This is a genomic window from Gluconacetobacter takamatsuzukensis (assembly GCF_014174275.1).
GTDB classification, from domain to species: domain Bacteria; phylum Pseudomonadota; class Alphaproteobacteria; order Acetobacterales; family Acetobacteraceae; genus Gluconacetobacter; species Gluconacetobacter takamatsuzukensis.
The window spans coordinates 140,428-159,179 of sequence record NZ_JABEQK010000005.1 but is presented as its reverse complement, the minus strand read 5'-3'; the positions used below and the strand labels follow the sequence as shown (position 1 = coordinate 159,179).

The following is an 18,752-nucleotide window of genomic DNA, read 5'->3' as shown; positions in this document are numbered from 1 at the left end:
CACGCAATGGCACGTGAACCGAGAGAAGGCGGCCGGGGTGGCCGCGAGCGTGACCGCGAGGGCGACGATCTCGTCGACAAGCTGGTCACGATCAACCGTGTGGCGAAGGTCGTAAAGGGCGGCCGTCGCTTCGCCTTTGCCGCGCTCGTCGTGGTGGGTGACCAGAAGGGTCGTGTCGGCTACGGCGCCGGCAAGGCCCGCGAGGTGCCCGAGGCGATCCGCAAGGCGACCGAGCGTGCGAAGCGCGCGATGATCCGCGTCCCGATGAAGGAGGGCCGTACCCTCCATCACGACGTCGCCGGTCATTTCGGCGCCGGCAAGGTGGTGCTCCGTTCGGCCGACGCCGGCACGGGCATCATCGCCGGTGGCCCGATGCGCGCCGTGTTCGAGAGCCTGGGCATCAACGACGTGGTGGCCAAGTCGCTCGGGACCCGGAACCCGCACAACATGGTCAAGGCGACCTTCGATGCGCTGGAGCGTTGCGCCAGCCCGCGTTCGGTTGCCAACCGTCGCGGCAAGAAGGTCTCCGACATCCTGGGTCGCCGTGAGGTGGCCGGTGCCGCGGAGGTGAGCGCCGATGTCTGAGGGCAAGACCGTCCGCGTCACGCAGGTGGCGTCGGGCAACGGCCGCAAGCCGGGCCAGCAGGCGACGCTGGTCGGGCTGGGCCTGAACAAGATCGGCCGCACGCGGGAACTGGAGGATACGCCTTCGGTTCGCGGCATGATCACCAAGGTGGCCCACCTCGTGAAGGTGGAGGATTGAGATGAACCTCAACGAACTGCGCGATAACGCGGGCTCGCGTTATCGCAAGAAGCGTCTGGGTCGCGGCATCGGGTCCGGCAAGGGCAAGACGTCGGGCAAGGGCGTGAAGGGCCAGAAGGCGCGTGAGGGCGTGTCCCTCAACGGTTTCGAGGGTGGTCAGCTCCCGCTGTATCGCCGTCTGCCGAAGCGCGGCTTCAAGAACATCTTCCGCAAGGTCTTCGCCCCGGTGAATCTGGGCGCGCTGGACCAGGCGATCGAGGCCGGCAAGATCGACGCCGGCGCGACCGTGACCGAGGATGTGCTGCGCGCGGCCGGCCTGGTCGGCTCCGGCAAGTTCGCCGGCGTCCGCCTGCTGGCGAAGGGCGAACTCGCCCGCGCCGTGACCATCGAGGTCTCCGGCGCCTCCGCCACCGCGATCGCGGCGGTCGAGAAGGCCGGCGGCACCGTTCGGGTTGCCAAGGCGGCGCATGACGAGGCCACGGCTTCGGCATAATGACGCTTCCGGGATGGCATGCCTGGCATGCCATCCCGGGCCGGCGCCATCCTGCGGGATGCGCGCCGCCGGCGTTGTCTCTTGCGCTCGCGCAAGCCGACGCCTTACACTCTTTGCAGATCTGTCATGACAGCGTCCCGTTTCGTGCGGCGACGCTGTTGTTGTTGAAAGGGACGGGCGCATGGCCTCCGCGGCCGAGCAGCTGGCTGCCAATCTGAATTTCAGCTCCTTCGCCAACGCGACGGAACTGAAGAAACGAATCTGGTTCACCCTGGGGGCGCTGATCGTCTACCGCCTGGGTACCTACATTCCGGTTCCCGGCGTCGACGCGACGGTCATGGGCCAGCTTCTGGCACAGCACCAGGGCGGTATCCTGGGAATGTTCGACATGTTCACCGGCGGCGCGCTCGGTCGCATGACCGTCTTCGCCCTGAACATCATGCCGTATATCAGTGCCTCGATCATCGTGCAGCTGATGTCCTCGGCGATTCCCTCGCTCGAAAACCTCAAGAAGGAAGGCGAGCAGGGGCGGCGCAAGCTCAACGAATATACCCGCTACCTGACGGTGCTGATCGCGCTGTTCCAGGCCTACGGCATCGCGGTGGGGCTGGAGAACATGCACAGCGCCGCCGGTTCGGCGGTGATCGCGCCGGGCATGTTCTTCATCGTGTCCTGCGTGGTGACGCTGCTGGGCGGCACGATGTTCCTGATGTGGCTGGGCGAGCAGATCACCTCGCGCGGGGTAGGCAACGGCATTTCGCTGATCATCTTCGCCGGTATCGTCGCCAACCTCCCCCACGCCCTGGCCAGCCTGTTCCAGCTCGGCTACACGGGCGCCCTGTCGCCGTTCTTCGTGCTGGTGTTCCTGGTGCTGGCGGCGGTGACCATCGCCTTCATCGTCTTCATGGAGCAGGCGCAGCGCCGGGTGGTGATCCAGTATCCCAAGCGGCAGGTCGGCCAGCGCATCTATGGCGGCGACTCGACGCACATGCCGCTGAAGGTGAACACGGCCGGCGTGATTCCGCCGATCTTCGCCTCCTCGGTGCTGCTGATTCCGGTGACGATCGCGGGTTTCATGAACAGCGCGTCGATGCCCGGGTGGCTTTCGTTCCTGGGGCAGGAACTGGGGCAGGGCCAGCCGCTTTACATGCTGTTCTATGCGGCCATGATCGTCTTCTTCTCGTATTTCTACGCGGCGGTGACGTTCAACCCGCAGGAAACGGCGGATAACCTGCGCAAGCAGGGCGGCTTCATCCCGGGCATCCGCCCGGGTGCGAACACGGCGGCCTATTTCGACCGGATCCTGACCCGGCTGACGACCATCGGCGCCGCCTACCTGGTGGCGGTGTGTCTGCTGCCGCAGGTCCTGATCAGTCACTACAACGTGCCGTTCTATTTCGGCGGCACGAGCTTGATCATTATCGTGTCGGTAACCATCGACACCGTGACGCAGATCCAGTCCCACCTGGTGGCTCACCAGTACCAGGGGCTGATGCGGCGGGCGCGTGGGAAAGGCAGAGGTCGGTGAACGTCATATTTCTGGGCCCTCCCGGGGCCGGCAAGGGAACCCAGTCCAAGCGGCTGGAAGCGCGTTACGGCATCGCGCAGATCTCGACGGGGGACATGCTGCGCGCCGAGGTGGCGGCAGGGACTCCGATCGGCCAGGAAGCAAAGGCGCTGATGGATTCGGGGCAGCTCGTTCCCGATGACGTGATCATCGCGATGCTCGAATCGCGCATCGCCCAGCCCGATTGCGCCAAGGGATTCATCCTCGATGGATTCCCCCGGACGGCGGGCCAGGCGGCGGCGCTGGATTCGATGCTGAAGCGGCGCGGGGCGCGAATCGACGTCGTGCTGTTTCTCGAGGTCGATGAAAACGCGCTGGCGGACCGGATCGCGGGCCGCTTCACCTGCGGCACCTGCGGGGCAGGGTATAACGACCTGTTCAAGAAGCCGAAGGTCGAGGGCACCTGCGACGTCTGTGGCGGGCATTATTTCGTCCGCCGCGAGGACGACCGGCGAGAGACCGTTGCGGCCCGCCTGGCGGCCTATCGCGAGCAGACGGCGCCTATCCTGCCGTATTACGAGGCCGAAGGCCGCCTGTACCCGGTGGACGGCATGGCCGACATCGACAAGGTGACCGAGCAGGTCTTCAAAATCATGGATAACATCACGAAAAAGTGATCGTTATTCATTGACTCTCAAGGGCGCGCGGGTATATTGCGCGCCCTCAAGGTATCGGCTCCCGTGTCCGCGTGGCACGAAGGGCAGAGATCACGAATCCGATTGATGATGGGGTTGACCGGCGGTGCCGGCACGTTCACGACGCTCCGGCTAGCCGGTGGTGTGGAAAAGCCCCGGCGACGATCTTTAGGGCCCGAGTGACGCGGGCGGACGAGGAGTAAGTGGCGTGGCGCGTATTGCCGGCGTGAACATCCCAACCAACAAGCGGGTGACGATTGGCCTGCGTTATATTTATGGCATTGGCCCGACCAAGGCCGAGCAGATCTGCCAGCAGCTCGAGATTCCGGCCGAGCGCCGGGTGAACGAGCTGTCGGACGACGAGATCCTGAAGATCCGCGAGCTGATCGACAGCGAATACCGGGTCGAAGGCGATCTTCGTCGCGAAGTGGCGATGAACATCAAGCGTCTGATGGACCTGGGCTGCTACCGTGGCCTGCGTCACCGTCGCGGTCTTCCGGTTCGCGGCCAGCGGACGCACACCAACGCCCGTACCCGCAAGGGCAAGGCGGTGGCGATCGCCGGCAAGAAGAAGGCTACCCGCTAAGCGGCTCCAGCCGCATTCGCGGCCAGTGCCGGGCGCCCCCGGTCACGATTTTCCAGGGGCATCCGGCGCGGCGCGCGTTGATGAACAGACAGGACCAGGAAGACTATGGCGAAGGCTGCTGCTCCGCGTATTCGGAAGAAAGAGCGGAAGAACATTATCTCGGGGGTGGCGCATGTGCTCTCCACCTTCAACAACACGATGATCACGATCTCCGATGCCCAGGGCAACGCGATCGCGTGGTCTTCCGCTGGTGCCCAGGGCTTCAAGGGCTCGCGCAAATCCACCCCGTACGCGGCCCAGGTCGCGGCCGAGGATGCAGGCCGCAAGGCGCGCGAGCACGGCATGGAGACGCTGGAGATCGAAGTGTCGGGTCCGGGTTCGGGGCGCGAGAGCGCACTGCGCGCGCTGCAGGCGGTCGGGTTCTCGATCACCTCGATCCGCGACATGACGCCGGTGCCGCACAACGGCTGCCGTCCGCGCAAGCGCCGTCGCGTCTGATCGTCAGGCTCGGATTCGTTTCCCGCCGGCCTTTGTGCCAGCGGGGTTGAGTGTCATCCGGCACCCGTTCGCGCGGGTGCCATCTGCCTTGGTGCAGATCAGTTTTGAAAGGCCATCACCTTGGTCCTCCAGAAAAACTGGCAATCTCTGATCAAGCCGGAGAAGCTGGAAGTCGAGCCGGGCGGGCAGCCGTTGCGCACAGCGACTGTGGTGGCGGAACCCCTCGAGCGTGGCTTCGGCATGACGCTCGGCAATGCCATCCGGCGCGTGCTGCTGTCCTCCCTGCAGGGGGCGGCGGTGACGGCGATCCAGATCGACGGCGTGCTGCATGAGTTCTCGTCGGTGGCCGGCGTCCGCGAGGACGTGACGGACATCGTGCTGAACATCAAGCAGCTCGCGCTGCGGATGCATGGCGAGGGCCCGAAGCGCATGGTGCTGACGGCCACCGGGCCGGGCGAAGTGCGCGCGGGCCAGATCCAGACCGGCCACGATATCGAGGTGATGAACCCCGATCTCGTGATCTGCACCCTCGACGAGGGCGTGAAGTTCGGGATGGAATTCACCGTCAATCTCGGCAAGGGCTACGTCCCCGCGGCGGCCAACCGCCCCGAGGATGCGCCGATCGGCCTGATTCCGGTGGACGCCATCTACTCGCCGGTGCAGCGCGTGTCCTACAAGGTCGAGCCGACCCGCGTGGGGCAGGTGACCGACTATGACCGGCTTCTGCTGACGGTCGAGACGAACGGCGCGGTGACGCCCGAGGATGCGGTGGCCCTGGCCGCCCGGATCCTTCAGGACCAGCTCCAGCTGTTCATCAATTTCGACGAGCCGCGCCCGGTCCGGACCGAAGAGCCGCAGGACGACCTGCCGTTCAATCGGAACCTGCTGCGCAAGGTCGACGAACTGGAACTGTCGGTCCGCAGTGCCAACTGCCTGAAGAACGACAATATCGTCTATATTGGCGATCTGGTGCAGAAGACCGAGCAGGAGATGCTGCGGACGCCGAATTTCGGCCGCAAGTCCCTGAACGAGATCAAGGAAGTCCTGACCTCCATGGGGCTCTCTCTTGGTATGAACGTGCCGGCCTGGCCGCCGGAAAATATCGAAGACCTGGCCAAGAGGCTCGACGAGCCCTTCTGACCGGAAAGACAGGAAGACTTTATCATGCGTCACGGTGTTGCCGGCCGGAAGCTCGGCGTTACCTCCACTCATCGCGCCGCCATGTTCCGCAACATGGCTGTCGCGCTGATCAAGCACGAGCAGATCACCACGACTCTGCCCAAGGCGAAGGAACTTCGCCCTGTGGTCGAGAAGCTGATCACACTCGGCAAGCGCGGCGATCTGCACGCCCGCCGTCAGGCCTATGCGCAGCTCCGTGACGACGTGATCGTCTCCAAGCTGTTCGCGGCCGTGGCCGATCGCTACAAGGCCCGCAGCGGCGGCTATATCCGCGTCCTGCGCGCGGGTATCCGCCACGGCGATGCCGCCGACATGGCGGTGATCGAACTGGTGGACCGCGATGTGTCCGCCAAGGGCCAGGATAGCGGCCCGCGTCCGGAAGTCGTTTCGGACGAAGGGCTGGCGGCGTAAGTTCGACGCCCCAGGCTTCATGAAAAGACCCGGCCTCGCGGCCGGGTTTTTTTATGTCTGAACGGATCGTGGTGGCCAGGGGTTCCTCGCCCGGCATCAGGCAAGGAACCCTCTCTGTTCAGACGACCGAAAGCGCCACGTCGATATTGCCCCGCGTCGCGTTGGAATACGGGCAGACCTGATGCGCCTTTTCCACCAGCGCCGCAGCCTCGGCCCGATCCACGCCCGGAAGCGAGACCGCGAGCGAAACCGACAGCCCGAATCCGCCCTCGCTGCGCGAACCGATCCCCACTTCCGAGGTCACGGAGGCATCGGCCGGAATCCTTGCCGTTCCACCCTGGCTGGCGACGAATTTTAGGGCACCGAGGAAGCAGGCGGCGTAGCCGGCGGCGAAAAGCTGTTCGGGGTTATTCCCGGCACCTCCCGCGCCGCCGAGTTCCTTCGGGGTGGCAAGGGCCACGCTGAAACTGCCGTCCAGCGTGGCGGCGCTGCCATCACGGCCACCGGTGGCGCGAGCCTGCGTGCGATAGAGAATATTGACGGACATGGTTACGGTTCCTGTGCATTGGGTGGGCCGGACTACCCGAGAGGGGCTGGCCTCGGGCATAAATATCGTGCACGATCTAATCGTTGGATATATACCAGATTGCTTACGAGGCCCGCGATAAACGCATGAGCGATTATATTGTGCACGATATAAAAAGATCGTTTCATCCGTCGGAGCGAAGGCATCATGACCGAAACGGTAAGCGCGCAGCGCGTGGAGGATTTCCTGTGCTTTTCGCTCTATGCGGCCTCGCACGCCTTCAACCGGCTTTATCAGCCGTTGCTGGAACCGCTGGGGCTGACCTATCCGCAATATCTCGTCCTGACCGTACTCTGGGCGGAAGACGGATTGCTGGTGGGCCAGATCGGCGAGAAGCTGGCGCTGGTCAGTTCGACCCTCACCCCGCTGCTCAAGCGGCTGGAAGGCGCGGGCCTGGTCGCCCGCACGCGCGACCGACAGGATGAGCGCCAGGTGCGCGTCACCCTGACCGAGGCCGGTCATGCCATGCGCGACCGTGCTGCCGGCATCCCCGCTTGCGTCCTCAGCGCGACCGGCCTCTCGCTCGAGAAGTTGCTGCGCCTGAAAGACGAAATCGATGCGCTGCGCCATATGGTCGAGCAGCACAAGGACAATGCCGGCCCATAGATCGGGCGCGGCACCACAAAAATAAATTACCCGTCGCGGAATAATGCTCCCGCGCCGGCGTTTGCCCCCGGATGGCAGGGATGCACGCATCATGATGAGTCTGATACGCGAGAGACTGGCGGAAAAAGGAGGATGGCTCCGCGCGGCGGCCATGTGCGCGGCACCCGGCCTGCTCGCGCTCGCCTTCGCCCTGGCGGCGGGATGGCTGACCCCGGGCCGCCTGACGTCGGGCACGTTCATGCGCACCTTCCGCATGGTGGACGGCCCGCATCCGGGCTTCCGGCGCAATCATGCCAAGGGCCTCTGCGTGACGGGCTGGTTCGAGGGAAGCGGAAACGCGACCCCGCTTTCCCGCGCCCCGCTCTTCGCCATGGTGCGCTCGCCGGTCGTCGGCCGGTTCGCCCTGGCCGGTGGCATGCCCTTCCAGGATGACGCACCGGAGAAAGTCCGCAGCCTGGCTCTCAGGATCATGCCCGCGCATGGCGGCGAATGGCGCATGGGCATCAACGACATCCCCGTCTTTCCCGTGCGCAACGCGAAAGATTTCAACGATTTCCTGCTCGCCTCGCGCCCAGATCCGCAAACGCACCACCCCGATCCGGCCCGCATGGGCGCCTTCCTGGCCCACCATCCCGAAACGCAGCAGGCATTGGCGCTGCTGAAAGCCCGCCCGCTGACCTCGGGTTTCGCGAACGATACCTATAACAGCCTCGACAGCTTCACCTTCGTGAACACCGGCGGAACGGCAACCGCCGTGCGATGGGCCATGGTCCCCGATCAGCCGGCCAGCCTTCCGGCGGGGCAGGGCGCAGGCCGCGATTACCTGTTCCACGATCTCATCGCCGCACTGGCGCAGGGCCCGCTGCGCTGGCACCTGATCGTGACCGTCGGCGGGGCAGGGGACGCCACGGCCGACCCCACCGTGCCTTGGCCTGCCGGCCGCCGGCAGATCGACGCCGGCACCCTGACGCTGGACCGGGCCGAGAGCGAGGATGGCGGCCCCTGCAAGGGGATCACATACGATCCGCTGATCCTGCCCGAAGGAATCGCACCGTCCGACGACCCCATCCCGGCGGCGCGCTCGGCGGTCTATGCCCGCTCCTTCACCCTGCGCTCGGGAGAGCCGGATACCACCAGCGCCATCGGCAGGGCCGCCATCCGGCCGGGAGAACAATAATGCGTCCGGTCGAGCATTTTCCCCTTTTCGCCCGCATCCTGCACTGGCTGATGGCCGCGATGATCCTGACGATGCTGTTCGTCGGCATCGTCATGGTCACGACCGTGGGACCGGCCTATCACCAGCTGGTCGACCTGCATCGCCCGCTGGGGATCTGCATCCTGGCCCTGGCCTTGGTCCGACTGGTCAACCGCCTGCTGATCCGCGTCCCGCCATTGCCCGACACCTTGCCACCGGCCCTGCGCACGGCGGCGCGGCTGTCGCATATCGTGCTCTATGCCCTCATGATCGCGCTGCCGCTCGTGGGCTGGGGCATGCTGTCGGCCGGCGCCTATCCGGTGGCGATGTGGCCGGGCTTCGCACTGCCGCCCATCCTGCCGCACGACCCGGCACTGTTCGCCCTGCTGCGCCACCTGCATACATGGCTGGCGCTGATCCTGTTCGGCGTCGTGCTGGTCCATCTCGCGGCGGCACTGATGCACGGATTGCTGCTGCGCGACGACGTCCTGCCCAGCATGACATCAGGACCGCCGGCGGACGCGCGAAAGAAACAGGACGCGTGAGCGGCATCGCCGCCGGGCACGGGACCGACGGCCTGTCTCCTATTGTTCGATTTTCTTCAGGCGCAGGATATCCTGTTCAACATTGCGGATCAGCATGGCCTGCTGGTTCGACATTTCCTCGACGGAATGCATGACCTCGTTAATCTGTTCGAAGGACGAGAACATGTTGCTGATGCGGTTGGAGATCTCGCCGTAATCGGTCTGTGCCGTGGCGAGCTTCTTCTCCGACTGCTCGATATGTGTTCCCAGGACGCCGATCGAGCTTTTTACGCCGGACAGGGATTTCTGGCTCCTTGTCACGCTCTCCCGGGTGTTGTGGGCCAGCGTCCTGATCTCGTTTGCAATGACGGCAAAGCCCCTGCCATGCTGGCCCACGCGGGCGGCTTCCACGCTGGCGTTCAGGGACAGGATATTCGTCTGGAGAGAGATCTTCTCGATGATCGAGACGATGCTGAACAATTCCTCGGTCATGCGGATGACATTCTGGAATTCCTTTTCCAGAACACCCTTGTGATCGTCGGACGCCAGGCTCGTCATCCGGTTTTCCAGCTCGTTCCGCACATCCCCCATGGTGGCGAGGGTTCCCTCGGTCTGCCTGACGATCTGTTCGAGTTCCGTGCTGACCTGCGCTGTGCGCTGGATGAAATCGACCAGTCTGTCGATCAGGTTCTTGCGGATATCGTTCAGGATCTTTTGCTGGTTCAGGCGGGATCTCAGGAAATACTGGCAGAACCGCCCGTAATTTATCGGAAAATATTCGATGAATTCGTCCCGGAAGACGTGATCGTCGTCCAGCCGGAAAAACACGGTTGCGGTAAGGGTCTGGTTCATGTTGATGCCGAGGAATTCGCCGAACGAGGAGAAGCCGGCGACCGGCATCGGCCACATCCCGTCCAGTTCGTGCAAATGACGGGCATTGTTCAGGCGGCGCAGGATGCAATCATTGAGAATGGCGCCCACCGGCTCGGGCTTGCCGCGCAGGAAGTTCTGCAGATCCGACCGGGTCGTGCGGTTGAAATCGGTTCCTTGCAGCAGGAAGAGTTCGTCTCCCACGCTGACGTCGGCATAGAACGAAACGGTACCCTGATCGAGATCGATGTCGGAAATCGACCGGATATACAACTCGCCTTCTATGGACAGGGCGAAGGTGTGGCCTTCCAGCGCCTGGCGTATCCGCTCCTTTCCGCATGACATCAGGTTGCACAGCACGTCGAGGATATTGACCGCATTCGTGGTCTTGCGGTCGATGACGGATCGCGCGGTTCGGCTTTGCGTATCGGCTTCCGCAATGATGAAGGATTTCCGCGTATTGACGAAATTCTGTGTCTTGAAAATACTGAATGCGAAATTGCTGGACAGCTTCACGAATGCGATGACGGCATGATTTCGCAGCGTCTGCCTGCCGTCGAACACACAGGTGGTTCTGAAATCCAGTTTCCCGGCTGACGATCCACCGATGAATGTGCAGGGAAATCTTTCGGATTTGTAGATCGCTTCGGCGAAATGGTTCTCCGCCTTTGCCAGCCCGTCGATGAGTGTGAAGGCGAACGTGTCTCGCGCCGTAATCACAAAGGGCACCGTGACCCGGGACAGATGCGCGCTGATCTGCGCGACCTTTTCATCCGAGGTGGCGGCGCGGCTTCGCGAACCGGATTCCTGCTCAAGGGGAACGGCGTGGATCGAAAGATCGTCGATCAGTTCCGGACTGAAGATCTGGATCACCACATTGTCCCACGGTGCGCTCGCATCGCAATAGAGGGACGCGCGCGGATCATGGCCGTCGGAGCAGAGTTCCCCCGCTGTCATCGTCGCGACGATCTTCGTCTTGCCGGCATGGCGAAGAACGGCATCGATCGTCGACTGGAAATTGATATGGGGAGAAAGATAGACGATGGCCAGTTTCGCCGGCATGCCCGAAAATTGAAAACTATCAGAAGTCAGATGTTCCAGGCGCGAGTTTGTTCTAACGACTCGAACAGCTTGGTCGGCTTTGTCTAGGCTCTTGAGCATCGTTTCGCACCGGATTCTATTTTTTATCGAACGAACGTTATTTTTTATTTTCCATATCCCTGATTTTTATTATTTCCACCCTTATTGTGTTCGGGGGAGAGTCGGGGATACCGTATCCGATGCTAGGCGGGGCTCGGCGCCCTGTCCAGTCGGCACGCCAGAGTTCCCGCGTGGCGCGATCAGCCCGGCTTGATGGGCGCATACTGCGTGCCGGGCACGATCGGGGTCACATAGGGGCCGCTCCAGTCGCGCGCGAAGATCCGGTTCAGGGTCGCGGCCGGCCCATGGCCATGGACAAAGATCGAGGCATCGACGGTAGTGTTGAAATAGCTCCACTCCCAGTTGCCGGTGCCGATATACACGGCATCGTCGTCGGCGACGGCATATTTGCAGTGCTCGACGCGGGCAAACGGGATGAAGCCGCCGGACCCCTGCGGAACAGTGCTGAATTTCACGTCAATGTTCGGCATCGCGGCCAGGCTCTTCAGATAGGATTGCATCGGCTCGCCCAGCGCCCAGTTCGACACGATGATCTGCACCGACACGCCCCGCGCCGCCGCATCGCGCAACGCCGTGTCCAGCTCGGGCCAATATCCTTTCGGGCCATAATGTTTCAGCGCGCTCAGCGTCAGCACCTGAAGCCGGAAGACATGCCGCGCCGCATGGATCATCGTGACCAAAGAAGGTTCTTCCGCCGTCAGCACGTCCGGCATCATCATGGGCGGGCTGAAGGCAGGGAAGGCGATCACGCTCTCGCCGCCCGCATCGCGCAGCATGACCGGCGCGAATGCGGTCGCGATCGGCCGCGCGTCGGGCGGCTGCATGCGCGTCTGGGGCAGGGTGCGGCCGCCGCCCAGTGCCCACAGGGTCTCGAACGCGGTCTCGAAACTGCCGCCAACGGCAACATCGTCGATGGCAGCACCGATTTCATGGATCTCCTCCAGCGCCCGCCAGTCCCAGTTCTGGCTGCCGACAAAGACCTGCCGCCCGTCGACGATCATGAACTTGGCATGCAGCACCCCGCCCGTCAGGCGCTGCGCCGGCAAGGTCTCGATCCGGATATTGCGGACAGGCTTCAACCGTTCCAGAACCGGCCCGGTCTCCTTGAGGAAACTGTCGTCCACGACCAGACGCACCTGGACACCGGCATTGGCCCGGTCCACCAGCGCCTGGATCACGGCCGACATCGCACGACCGGGACGGTCGGTAATATAGAACTGCGCCACGTCGATCGTGCGGCTGGCATGGCGGATCATATCCAGCCACACGGGCTGGGTGCGCGCCACGCCCGGCTCGCCGTACACGCTACCCTCCGGCACGCTCTCGACGATGCGGAAGGTCGGGTCCGCACCCCCGGCCCGCGCTGCATGCAACGGAAGAACGAAAGGCGCGAGCAGGGCAAGAAGAAGCCCGCCCCGGTGCCGCAACCGCCTGGTCGAAATACTGTCGGCCATATCCCGCTCCCCGTCATGCCTGGGCAGGGGCGCCGCTCCGCACCGTCTCGCCAGTGGCCCGCATTCTGACCATGCGGCCGCGCGCCCGGCAAGGCAGGCCCGCACCGCCGCGTGCGGGAAAGCCTGGCCACGGCACATGTTCGCTGGTAAAAACACCCGCTCCACGCCCGTTCAGTACCGAACTTGATGACGATCCGGACTTCGCACCTCCGGGACAGGGCTTCATCGCGACAGGGTGCTCGTCACCCTGACATTCGGTAACGGGGGAACCGTCATGACGGTCGATCTGCTGGTCACGGACGCCTATCTTTACATCGATCGCGGCTGGGAAGTCGCGAATGGCTGGCTGGCGATCAAGGACGGTCGCGTCCACGCCATCGGCGATGGGTCCCGGGACGCGCCGGCGGCGCAATCGGTCATCTCGGCCCAAGGCCGGCTGGTCACGCCCGGACTGGTCAACGCGCATCACCATATGTACCAGAACCTGACGCGCGCCTACGCCCCGGTGACGAACGGCACGCTGTTCGAATGGCTCCAGGGCCTCTACCCGCTCTGGGCCGACCTGGACGAGGAATCGGTCTATCTCTCGACCAGCGTGGCCATGGTCGAACTGCTGATGGGCGGCTGCACCACCTCGATGGACCATATGTACGTCCATCCCCGGCCATTCCTGATCGACGCGCAGTTCCGCGCGGCCCGCGATATCGGCTTCCGCTTCCATGCCACGCGCGGCTCCATGACGCGATCGGTCGAGGATGGCGGCCTGCCCCCCGCCTCGGTGGTGCAGGACGAAGACACGATCCTGGCCGACAGCGAACGTCTGGTCGCGGCGTTCCACGATCCGGCACCGGGCGCGATGGGGCGGGTGGCGCTGGCACCGTGCTCGCTGTTCAGCGTGTCGGAACGCATCATGACGGAATCCGCACGCCTGGCCGAAAAGCACGATCTGCGCCTGCACACCCACCTTGCGGAAGATCATGACGAGGACAGCTATTGCGCCGAAATCTACGGCTGCACACCCACGGAGTATTTCGAGCGCGTCGGCTGGGCCACCCCCCGCTCATGGGTCGCGCATTACATCTACCCCACGGGCGACGAGATCGACCGCCTGGCCCGCGCCGGCGTCTGCACCGCGCAATGCCCCTGCTCCAACATGATGATCGGCGGCGGCACGGCCGATGCGCTGGACATGCGGCGCCGCGGCATGCGCGTCGGCCTGGGCTGCGACGGCTCGGCCTCGACCGACCATGCCTCGATGTGGCTGGAAACCCGCATGGCCCTGCTGCTGGGGCGCTTCCGCCACGGCCCCCACGCCATGTCGGCACGCGACGCGCTGGACATGGCAACGCGCGGCGGCGCCGCCTGCCTGGGGTGGGAAGACGAAATCGGGCACCTCCGCCCCGGCGCCTGCGCCGACCTGGTCATCTGGTCGATGTCCGAGGTCGCAGCCGCCGGCGCGCTCAGCGATCCGGTCGAGGCCTGGCTCCGCTGCGCGCCGGCCGCGGCGGGCACCACCATCGTCAACGGCAGGGTGCTGGTGTCGGACGGGGTGCCGCTGCTGGCCAATCTGGGGGATATCCTGCGTGACCATGCGCGTGAGGCACGGCGCATCCAGCGGCTGGACAGGTAAGGGAAGGCCTTCTTTTTCTGAAGAAAAAGAAGCAAAAAGACTTTTATCCGTTCGGGGGGCGTTGCGTGCCCCAGCCAAAAACTCCCGAACGAATCAAAGTTTTTTGGTTCTTTTTTCAAAAAAAGAACACCCTTGTTCATTACGATTCCGATGGTAGCGTGCCGCCACACAGCCGAGGTGAAGAATGAGCAAGAACGGAATCGGGCCCAGGCCCCTGGCAGCGGTCGCGGCATTGGCGGCAGCCCTGTGGTCCGGCGGCCAGGCACGGGCCGACACGGTGCCGGTGATGGTGATCCATGGTGGCGCCGGGGTCATCAAGGCCGACATGTCGGTCGAGCGCCAGCAGATCGTGAAGGCGGCACTGGACCGGGCATTGCAGGCCGGATACACGGCCCTCAAGGCCGGCCAGCCGGCAAAGGACGCGGTGGTGGCCGCGATCCGGGTGCTGGAGGACGACCCGAACTTCAATGCCGGCAAGGGTGCCGTCTTCACCCACGACCGGCGTAACGAAATGGACGCGGCGATCATGGACGGCGCCACGCTCCAGGCCGGCGCGGTCGCCGGGGTGGCGCATGTGCGCAACCCGATCACGCTGGCCCGCGCGGTGATGGAACACTCCCAGCATGTGCTGCTGATCGGCGACGGGGCCGAGGCCTTCGCCGTGACGCAGAAGATTCCGCTGGTGGATTCCTCCTATTTCTGGACCCAGCGCCGCTGGGACCAGTTGCAGAAGGCGCTGAAGGAAGATGCGGCCCACAGCCAGCATGCCGACGAGACGACCGACCGCCATTTCGGCACGGTCGGCGCGGTTGCGCTCGATCGCGCGGGGCACCTGGCGGCCGGCACCTCGACCGGCGGCATGACCGACAAATTATGGGGCCGCGTGGGCGACTCCCCGCTGATCGGGGCCGGCACCTACGCCAATGCCGGCTGCGCGATGTCGGGAACGGGCTGGGGCGAGTTCTATATCCGCACCGTTGCGGCACACGAAATCTGCATGCGCGTGACCATGATGCACGAAGCCCTCGATCACGCGGCGCAGGATGTCATCAACCACGAAATCCCGGCCCTGGGCGGCGATGGCGGCGCGATCCTGGTCGACGCCCAGGGCGATATCGCCATGCCCTTCAACACCAGCGGCATGTACCGTGCCTGGGTGGGGCGGGACGGCGTCTCGCACGTCGCCATCTTCGGCGACGGCAAATAGCGACGGGGGCGCCGACCGCAAGGCCGGCGCCCGCCTGGGGCCCTACGACGCCGCGCTGGCCGCGAACAGGGCCGAGATCGCGCTCGTCGCCTCGTCCTGGATGCGATGCAGATGGTCTTCGCTGACAAAGCTCTCGGCGTAGATCTTGTAGACATCCTCGGTGCCCGAGGGCCGGGCGGCAAACCAGCCATTCTCCGCCACCACCTTCAGCCCGCCGATTTCGGCATCGTTGCCGGGGGCGCGGGTCAGCGTGGCGCGGATCGGCTCGCCGCCCAGCGCGTGCAGCCCGACCTGCTCGGGCGTCAGCGATTTCAGCAGCGCCTTCTGCGGCGCGGTGGCGGGGGCGTCGATCCGCGCATAATAGGGCGTGCCGAATTCGGCGGTCAGCCGGCGATAGGCAACACCCGGATTATGCCCGGTGCGGGCGGTAATCTCGGCGGCCAGCAGGCCGAGGATGATGCCGTCCTTGTCGGTGGTCCACGCGGTGCCGTCCTTGCGCAGGAACGACGCCCCGGCGCTTTCCTCGCCGGCAAAGCCGAACCCGCCGTCGATCAGCCCGTCGACGAACCATTTGAAGCCCACGGGCACCTCGACCAAGCGCCGGCCCAGCCGGGCGGTCACGCGGTCGATCAGGCTGCTGCTGACGACCGTCTTGCCGACCGCCGCCTGCGGGCCCCAGCCCGGACGGTTGGCGAACAGATAATCGATGGCGGTGGCCAGGTAATGGTTCGGGTTCATCAGCCCGTCGGTGCCGGCGACGATGCCGTGCCGGTCGGCATCGGTATCGTTGGCAAAGGCGACGTCGAAACGGCTGCCCAACTCGATCAGCCGCGCCATGGCATAGGGCGACGAACAATCCATGCGGATCTGCCCGTCCCAGTCGGCGGTCATGAACGAGAAGGTGGGATCGACCACGGTGCTGACCACGGTGGCGTTCAGGCGATAGCGCTCGATGATCGGCTGCCAGTAGGCCACGGCCGCCCCGCCCAGCGGGTCGATGCCGATGGCAACGTCGGAGGCACGGATGGCCTCCATGTCCAGCACCGCGCCCAGATCGTCGACATAGGGGGTGATATAGTCGTGCCGATGCACGCAGGCAGCGCGCAGCGCCTGCTCGTGCGGAATGCGCCGCACGCCCGCCAGCCCGGCGGCGAGGAAATCGTTGGCCGCCCGCTCGACGATCTTCGTGATGTTGGTATCGGCGGGCCCGCCATGGGGCGGATTGTATTTATAGCCGCCATCTTCCGGCGGATTGTGCGAGGGCGTGATGACGACGCCATCCGCCAGCCCGCTGGTCCGCCCCCGATTATAGGTCAGGATGGCGTGCGAGATCACGGGCGTCGGGGTATAGCCGCCCTGCGCATCGATAAAGGTCTCCACGCCATTGGCGGCAAACACCTCCAGCGCCGAGGCCAGCGCCGGCTGCGAGACCGCATGGGTATCGATCCCGATAAACAGCGGCCCGTCGATCCCGGCGGAGGCACGATAATCGCACACTGCCTGGCTGACGGCGAGGATATGGGCTTCGTTGAAGCTGGTATGGAATGGCGAGCCACGATGGCCGGAGGTCCCGAAGGCAACGCGCTGGGCGGCAATGGCCGGGTCGGGCTTCAGATCGTAATAGGCCGCGACCAGTTTCGCGACGTCGATCAGGCGCGCGGGCGGAACCGGCTTGCCGGCCAGTGGGCTGATCGTCACCATTCCTGTCTCTCCTTCCTGTGGATGGGGCCGTTTCGAAGGCACCATGTCCGGTCGGGGGCAGCCCGGCACGGCCCGATCCTGCACGCCGTCATGCGCCCGCGCCCACGCGCCCGGGGGCGATGGACGTCGGCGCGGGGCAGGCGCGCAGGATATGCCGGCAGCGATGTGTCCGAAACCGTCCCCACTATCGTGCCTCCGTCCCATGATGACGTGGCATCATTATGGAGCACGATCGAAACGCCCGCCGCGCCGCGCGGATGCGCGCCGGCGCGGCGAGTGCGGGAAAAAACGTGCCCTCAGTGGCCGGCGGGGGCCGCGCCGGCGGTGCCGGTGCCCTCATGCACGGTGGTCGAGGGCGTGATCACGCGGTTCAGCACTTCGAACGACACGGCATCCATCGTCGTCACGTCGACGGTATCGCCGACCTTCAGCGTCGGCAGCAGGGCCTGCATGGCCTTGGTGTGCACCGTGATCGTCTGGGTGGAATCGGCCGGCCCCACGGTCGTCACCACGTTGTGCGCGGCATCGACGGCCGCGATCCGTACCCGCTTGCGGCGGAACGACACCATCATGCCGTGCGGGTGGCGGTTGGTCACGCCATGGGCCGAGGTCACGGTCGATTCCGGCTGCGGGCTGTCGGCGGGCACGACGTCGGCGCCGATGGTCTGGAAGAAGCGGATATTGATCCGGTCGCCCGGCTGGATATGGGGCAGGTTATGGACGGTGCGGGGAATCTCGACCGTGATCAGCCCGCCATCGCCGTCGCGCAGCAGGACCTCGCCCGATGCGGGGTCGATCGTCTCCACCGTCGCCTGCGTGACCTGGTTCCCGGTAATGACCGAGGCCTGGGCATGGGCCCGCAGCGGCATGGCCAGCGCCAGCGCCGCGACGGGCAGCAGCCGTGCGGACCGCGACAGGCGGTTGAGGAGGTGACGCGTTGTTGCGGGTGCCATCATGTCTGTTCCTGCTCTCTCATCCGATTTGGCGCGGCTTTGAAACTGATATTAAGAGACTGTTTTCAAAGTGTCGATGCCGGGCAGTACCCGGCACGATCCCGGCGGAAGGCAGAGAGAGGCGATATGGCGCGCGCGGTCACGATCTACGGCATCAAGGCATGCGACACGATGAAGAAGGCGCGGGCCTGGCTGGACGCGCACGGCGTGGCCTACGCGTTCCACGACTACAAGGCGGCGGGCATCGCGCGCCCGGTGCTGGAGGGCTGGGTCCGCCAGGTCGGGTGGGAAATCCTGCTGAACCGCTCGGGCACCACGTTCCGCAAGCTGCCCGATTCCGACAAGGCCGACCTGAACGCGGCGCGGGCCATCGACCTGATGCTGGCCCAGCCCTCCATGATCAAGCGCCCGGTCCTCGATGTGGACGGCAAGCTGACGGTAGGCTTCAGGCCCGAAACCTACGCGGCTTTGGAAGCCTGATTGCCGGTCAGGCCGCGATTTCGAATCCGGCATCCTCGACGGCCATGCGCAGCGCGGCGGGCGAGGTAAAGGCCGGGTCGTAGCTGACCCTGGCCCGCCCGGGCTCCAGCGTCACCTCGGCGGCGGAAACCCCGTCGGTCCGCTCCAGCGCATTCCTGACCGACGTGACGCAGCCATTGCAGGTCATGCCCGTAATGTTCATCGTAAGCGTTTCCATCGTTCTGTCTCCCTGATGGGGCGATGCCGCCCCGTT

Annotated in this window: 21 protein-coding genes; 15 read left to right on the top strand and 6 right to left on the bottom strand. The window is 64.9% G+C overall.

Features of this window, described 5'->3' with window-relative positions:
• The first annotated feature begins 6 nt into the window (after positions 1–6).
• The 9 genes from rpsE to rplQ all read left to right on the top strand — a co-directional run bounded on the left by rpsE (position 7) and on the right by rplQ (position 6,132).
• On the top strand, positions 7–585 hold the full coding sequence (gene rpsE / locus HLH27_RS08495; RefSeq protein ID WP_182949553.1) for a 30S ribosomal protein S5: 579 nt from the start codon (positions 7–9) through the stop codon (positions 583–585).
• Complete coding sequence (rpmD, locus tag HLH27_RS08490) at positions 578–763, top strand: 50S ribosomal protein L30 (protein ID WP_114727505.1); 186 nt, start codon at positions 578–580, stop codon at positions 761–763. The genes rpsE and rpmD overlap by 8 nt, the downstream gene beginning before the upstream one ends.
• Before the next feature lies 1 nt (position 764).
• Entirely contained in the window at positions 765–1,256 is a 492-nt protein-coding gene (gene rplO, locus HLH27_RS08485) for a 50S ribosomal protein L15 (protein WP_182949552.1), read from the top strand.
• Between the two features lie 181 nt (positions 1,257–1,437).
• Positions 1,438–2,784, top strand: coding sequence for a preprotein translocase subunit SecY (secY, locus tag HLH27_RS08480; RefSeq protein ID WP_182949550.1), 1,347 nt, complete (start codon positions 1,438–1,440; stop codon positions 2,782–2,784).
• A complete protein-coding gene (locus HLH27_RS08475; protein ID WP_182949549.1) occupies positions 2,781–3,440 on the top strand; it encodes an adenylate kinase in 660 nt (219 codons plus the stop codon). The genes secY and HLH27_RS08475 overlap by 4 nt, the downstream gene beginning before the upstream one ends.
• Before the next feature lie 226 nt (positions 3,441–3,666).
• Positions 3,667–4,044, top strand: a complete 378-nt coding sequence (rpsM, locus tag HLH27_RS08470) for a 30S ribosomal protein S13 (RefSeq protein ID WP_114727509.1) — start codon at positions 3,667–3,669, stop codon at positions 4,042–4,044.
• Positions 4,045–4,149: 105 nt separating this feature from the next.
• Positions 4,150–4,542 (top strand): 30S ribosomal protein S11, encoded by a 393-nt coding sequence (gene rpsK, locus HLH27_RS08465; protein ID WP_012227919.1) that lies wholly within the window; start codon positions 4,150–4,152, stop codon positions 4,540–4,542.
• A gap of 120 nt (positions 4,543–4,662) precedes the next feature.
• A complete protein-coding gene (locus HLH27_RS08460; protein WP_114727510.1) occupies positions 4,663–5,682 on the top strand; it encodes a DNA-directed RNA polymerase subunit alpha in 1,020 nt (339 codons plus the stop codon).
• Between the two features lie 24 nt (positions 5,683–5,706).
• Positions 5,707–6,132, top strand: coding sequence for a 50S ribosomal protein L17 (gene rplQ / locus HLH27_RS08455; RefSeq protein ID WP_114727511.1), 426 nt, complete (start codon positions 5,707–5,709; stop codon positions 6,130–6,132).
• A gap of 118 nt (positions 6,133–6,250) precedes the next feature.
• On the opposite strand, the gene HLH27_RS08450 is transcribed toward rplQ, so the two are convergent.
• A complete protein-coding gene (locus HLH27_RS08450; protein WP_182949548.1) occupies positions 6,251–6,679 on the bottom strand; it encodes an organic hydroperoxide resistance protein in 429 nt (142 codons plus the stop codon).
• Between the two features lie 186 nt (positions 6,680–6,865).
• Between HLH27_RS08450 and HLH27_RS08445 the strand changes: the two genes are divergently transcribed.
• From HLH27_RS08445 to HLH27_RS08435, 3 genes are all read left to right on the top strand, one after another.
• Positions 6,866–7,324 carry a MarR family winged helix-turn-helix transcriptional regulator gene (locus HLH27_RS08445; protein ID WP_182949547.1) on the top strand — a complete coding sequence of 153 codons (459 nt, stop codon included), beginning with the start codon at positions 6,866–6,868 and terminating at the stop codon, positions 7,322–7,324.
• A 91-nt stretch (positions 7,325–7,415) separates the two neighbouring features.
• Positions 7,416–8,501, top strand: a complete 1,086-nt coding sequence (locus HLH27_RS08440) for a catalase family peroxidase (protein ID WP_182949546.1) — start codon at positions 7,416–7,418, stop codon at positions 8,499–8,501.
• Positions 8,501–9,064 (top strand): cytochrome b, encoded by a 564-nt coding sequence (locus tag HLH27_RS08435; RefSeq protein WP_182949544.1) that lies wholly within the window; start codon positions 8,501–8,503, stop codon positions 9,062–9,064. Before HLH27_RS08440 ends, HLH27_RS08435 begins: the two co-directional genes overlap by 1 nt.
• 39 nt (positions 9,065–9,103) lie before the next feature.
• Here the strand turns inward: HLH27_RS08435 and HLH27_RS08430 are convergent, their stop codons facing one another.
• Both HLH27_RS08430 and HLH27_RS08425 read right to left on the bottom strand, forming a co-directional pair.
• On the bottom strand, positions 9,104–10,975 hold the full coding sequence (locus HLH27_RS08430; RefSeq protein ID WP_182949542.1) for a methyl-accepting chemotaxis protein: 1,872 nt from the start codon (positions 10,973–10,975) through the stop codon (positions 9,104–9,106).
• 278 nt (positions 10,976–11,253) lie between these two features.
• On the bottom strand, positions 11,254–12,528 hold the full coding sequence (locus HLH27_RS08425) for a phospholipase D-like domain-containing protein (protein ID WP_182949540.1): 1,275 nt from the start codon (positions 12,526–12,528) through the stop codon (positions 11,254–11,256).
• 274 nt (positions 12,529–12,802) lie between these two features.
• Between HLH27_RS08425 and HLH27_RS08420 the strand changes: the two genes are divergently transcribed.
• Together HLH27_RS08420 and HLH27_RS08415 are read left to right on the top strand one after the other, a co-directional pair.
• Positions 12,803–14,158 (top strand): 8-oxoguanine deaminase, encoded by a 1,356-nt coding sequence (locus HLH27_RS08420; RefSeq protein ID WP_182949538.1) that lies wholly within the window; start codon positions 12,803–12,805, stop codon positions 14,156–14,158.
• Between the two features lie 184 nt (positions 14,159–14,342).
• Positions 14,343–15,365 carry an isoaspartyl peptidase/L-asparaginase family protein gene (locus HLH27_RS08415; protein ID WP_182949536.1) on the top strand — a complete coding sequence of 341 codons (1,023 nt, stop codon included), beginning with the start codon at positions 14,343–14,345 and terminating at the stop codon, positions 15,363–15,365.
• Positions 15,366–15,407: 42 nt separating this feature from the next.
• Here HLH27_RS08415 and pgm read toward each other — a convergent pair whose 3' ends face one another.
• Positions 15,408–17,066, bottom strand: a complete 1,659-nt coding sequence (gene pgm / locus HLH27_RS08410; RefSeq protein ID WP_182949534.1) for a phosphoglucomutase (alpha-D-glucose-1,6-bisphosphate-dependent) — start codon at positions 17,064–17,066, stop codon at positions 15,408–15,410.
• A 296-nt stretch (positions 17,067–17,362) separates the two neighbouring features.
• Positions 17,363–18,022, bottom strand: coding sequence for a preprotein translocase subunit YajC (locus HLH27_RS08405; protein ID WP_246375651.1), 660 nt, complete (start codon positions 18,020–18,022; stop codon positions 17,363–17,365).
• Between the two features lie 123 nt (positions 18,023–18,145).
• Between HLH27_RS08405 and HLH27_RS08400 the strand changes: the two genes are divergently transcribed.
• Positions 18,146–18,499, top strand: coding sequence for an ArsC family reductase (locus HLH27_RS08400; RefSeq protein ID WP_182949532.1), 354 nt, complete (start codon positions 18,146–18,148; stop codon positions 18,497–18,499).
• 7 nt (positions 18,500–18,506) lie between these two features.
• Here the strand turns inward: HLH27_RS08400 and HLH27_RS08395 are convergent, their stop codons facing one another.
• Positions 18,507–18,716, bottom strand: coding sequence for a heavy-metal-associated domain-containing protein (locus HLH27_RS08395; RefSeq protein WP_182949530.1), 210 nt, complete (start codon positions 18,714–18,716; stop codon positions 18,507–18,509).
• Positions 18,717–18,752 lie beyond the last annotated feature (36 nt).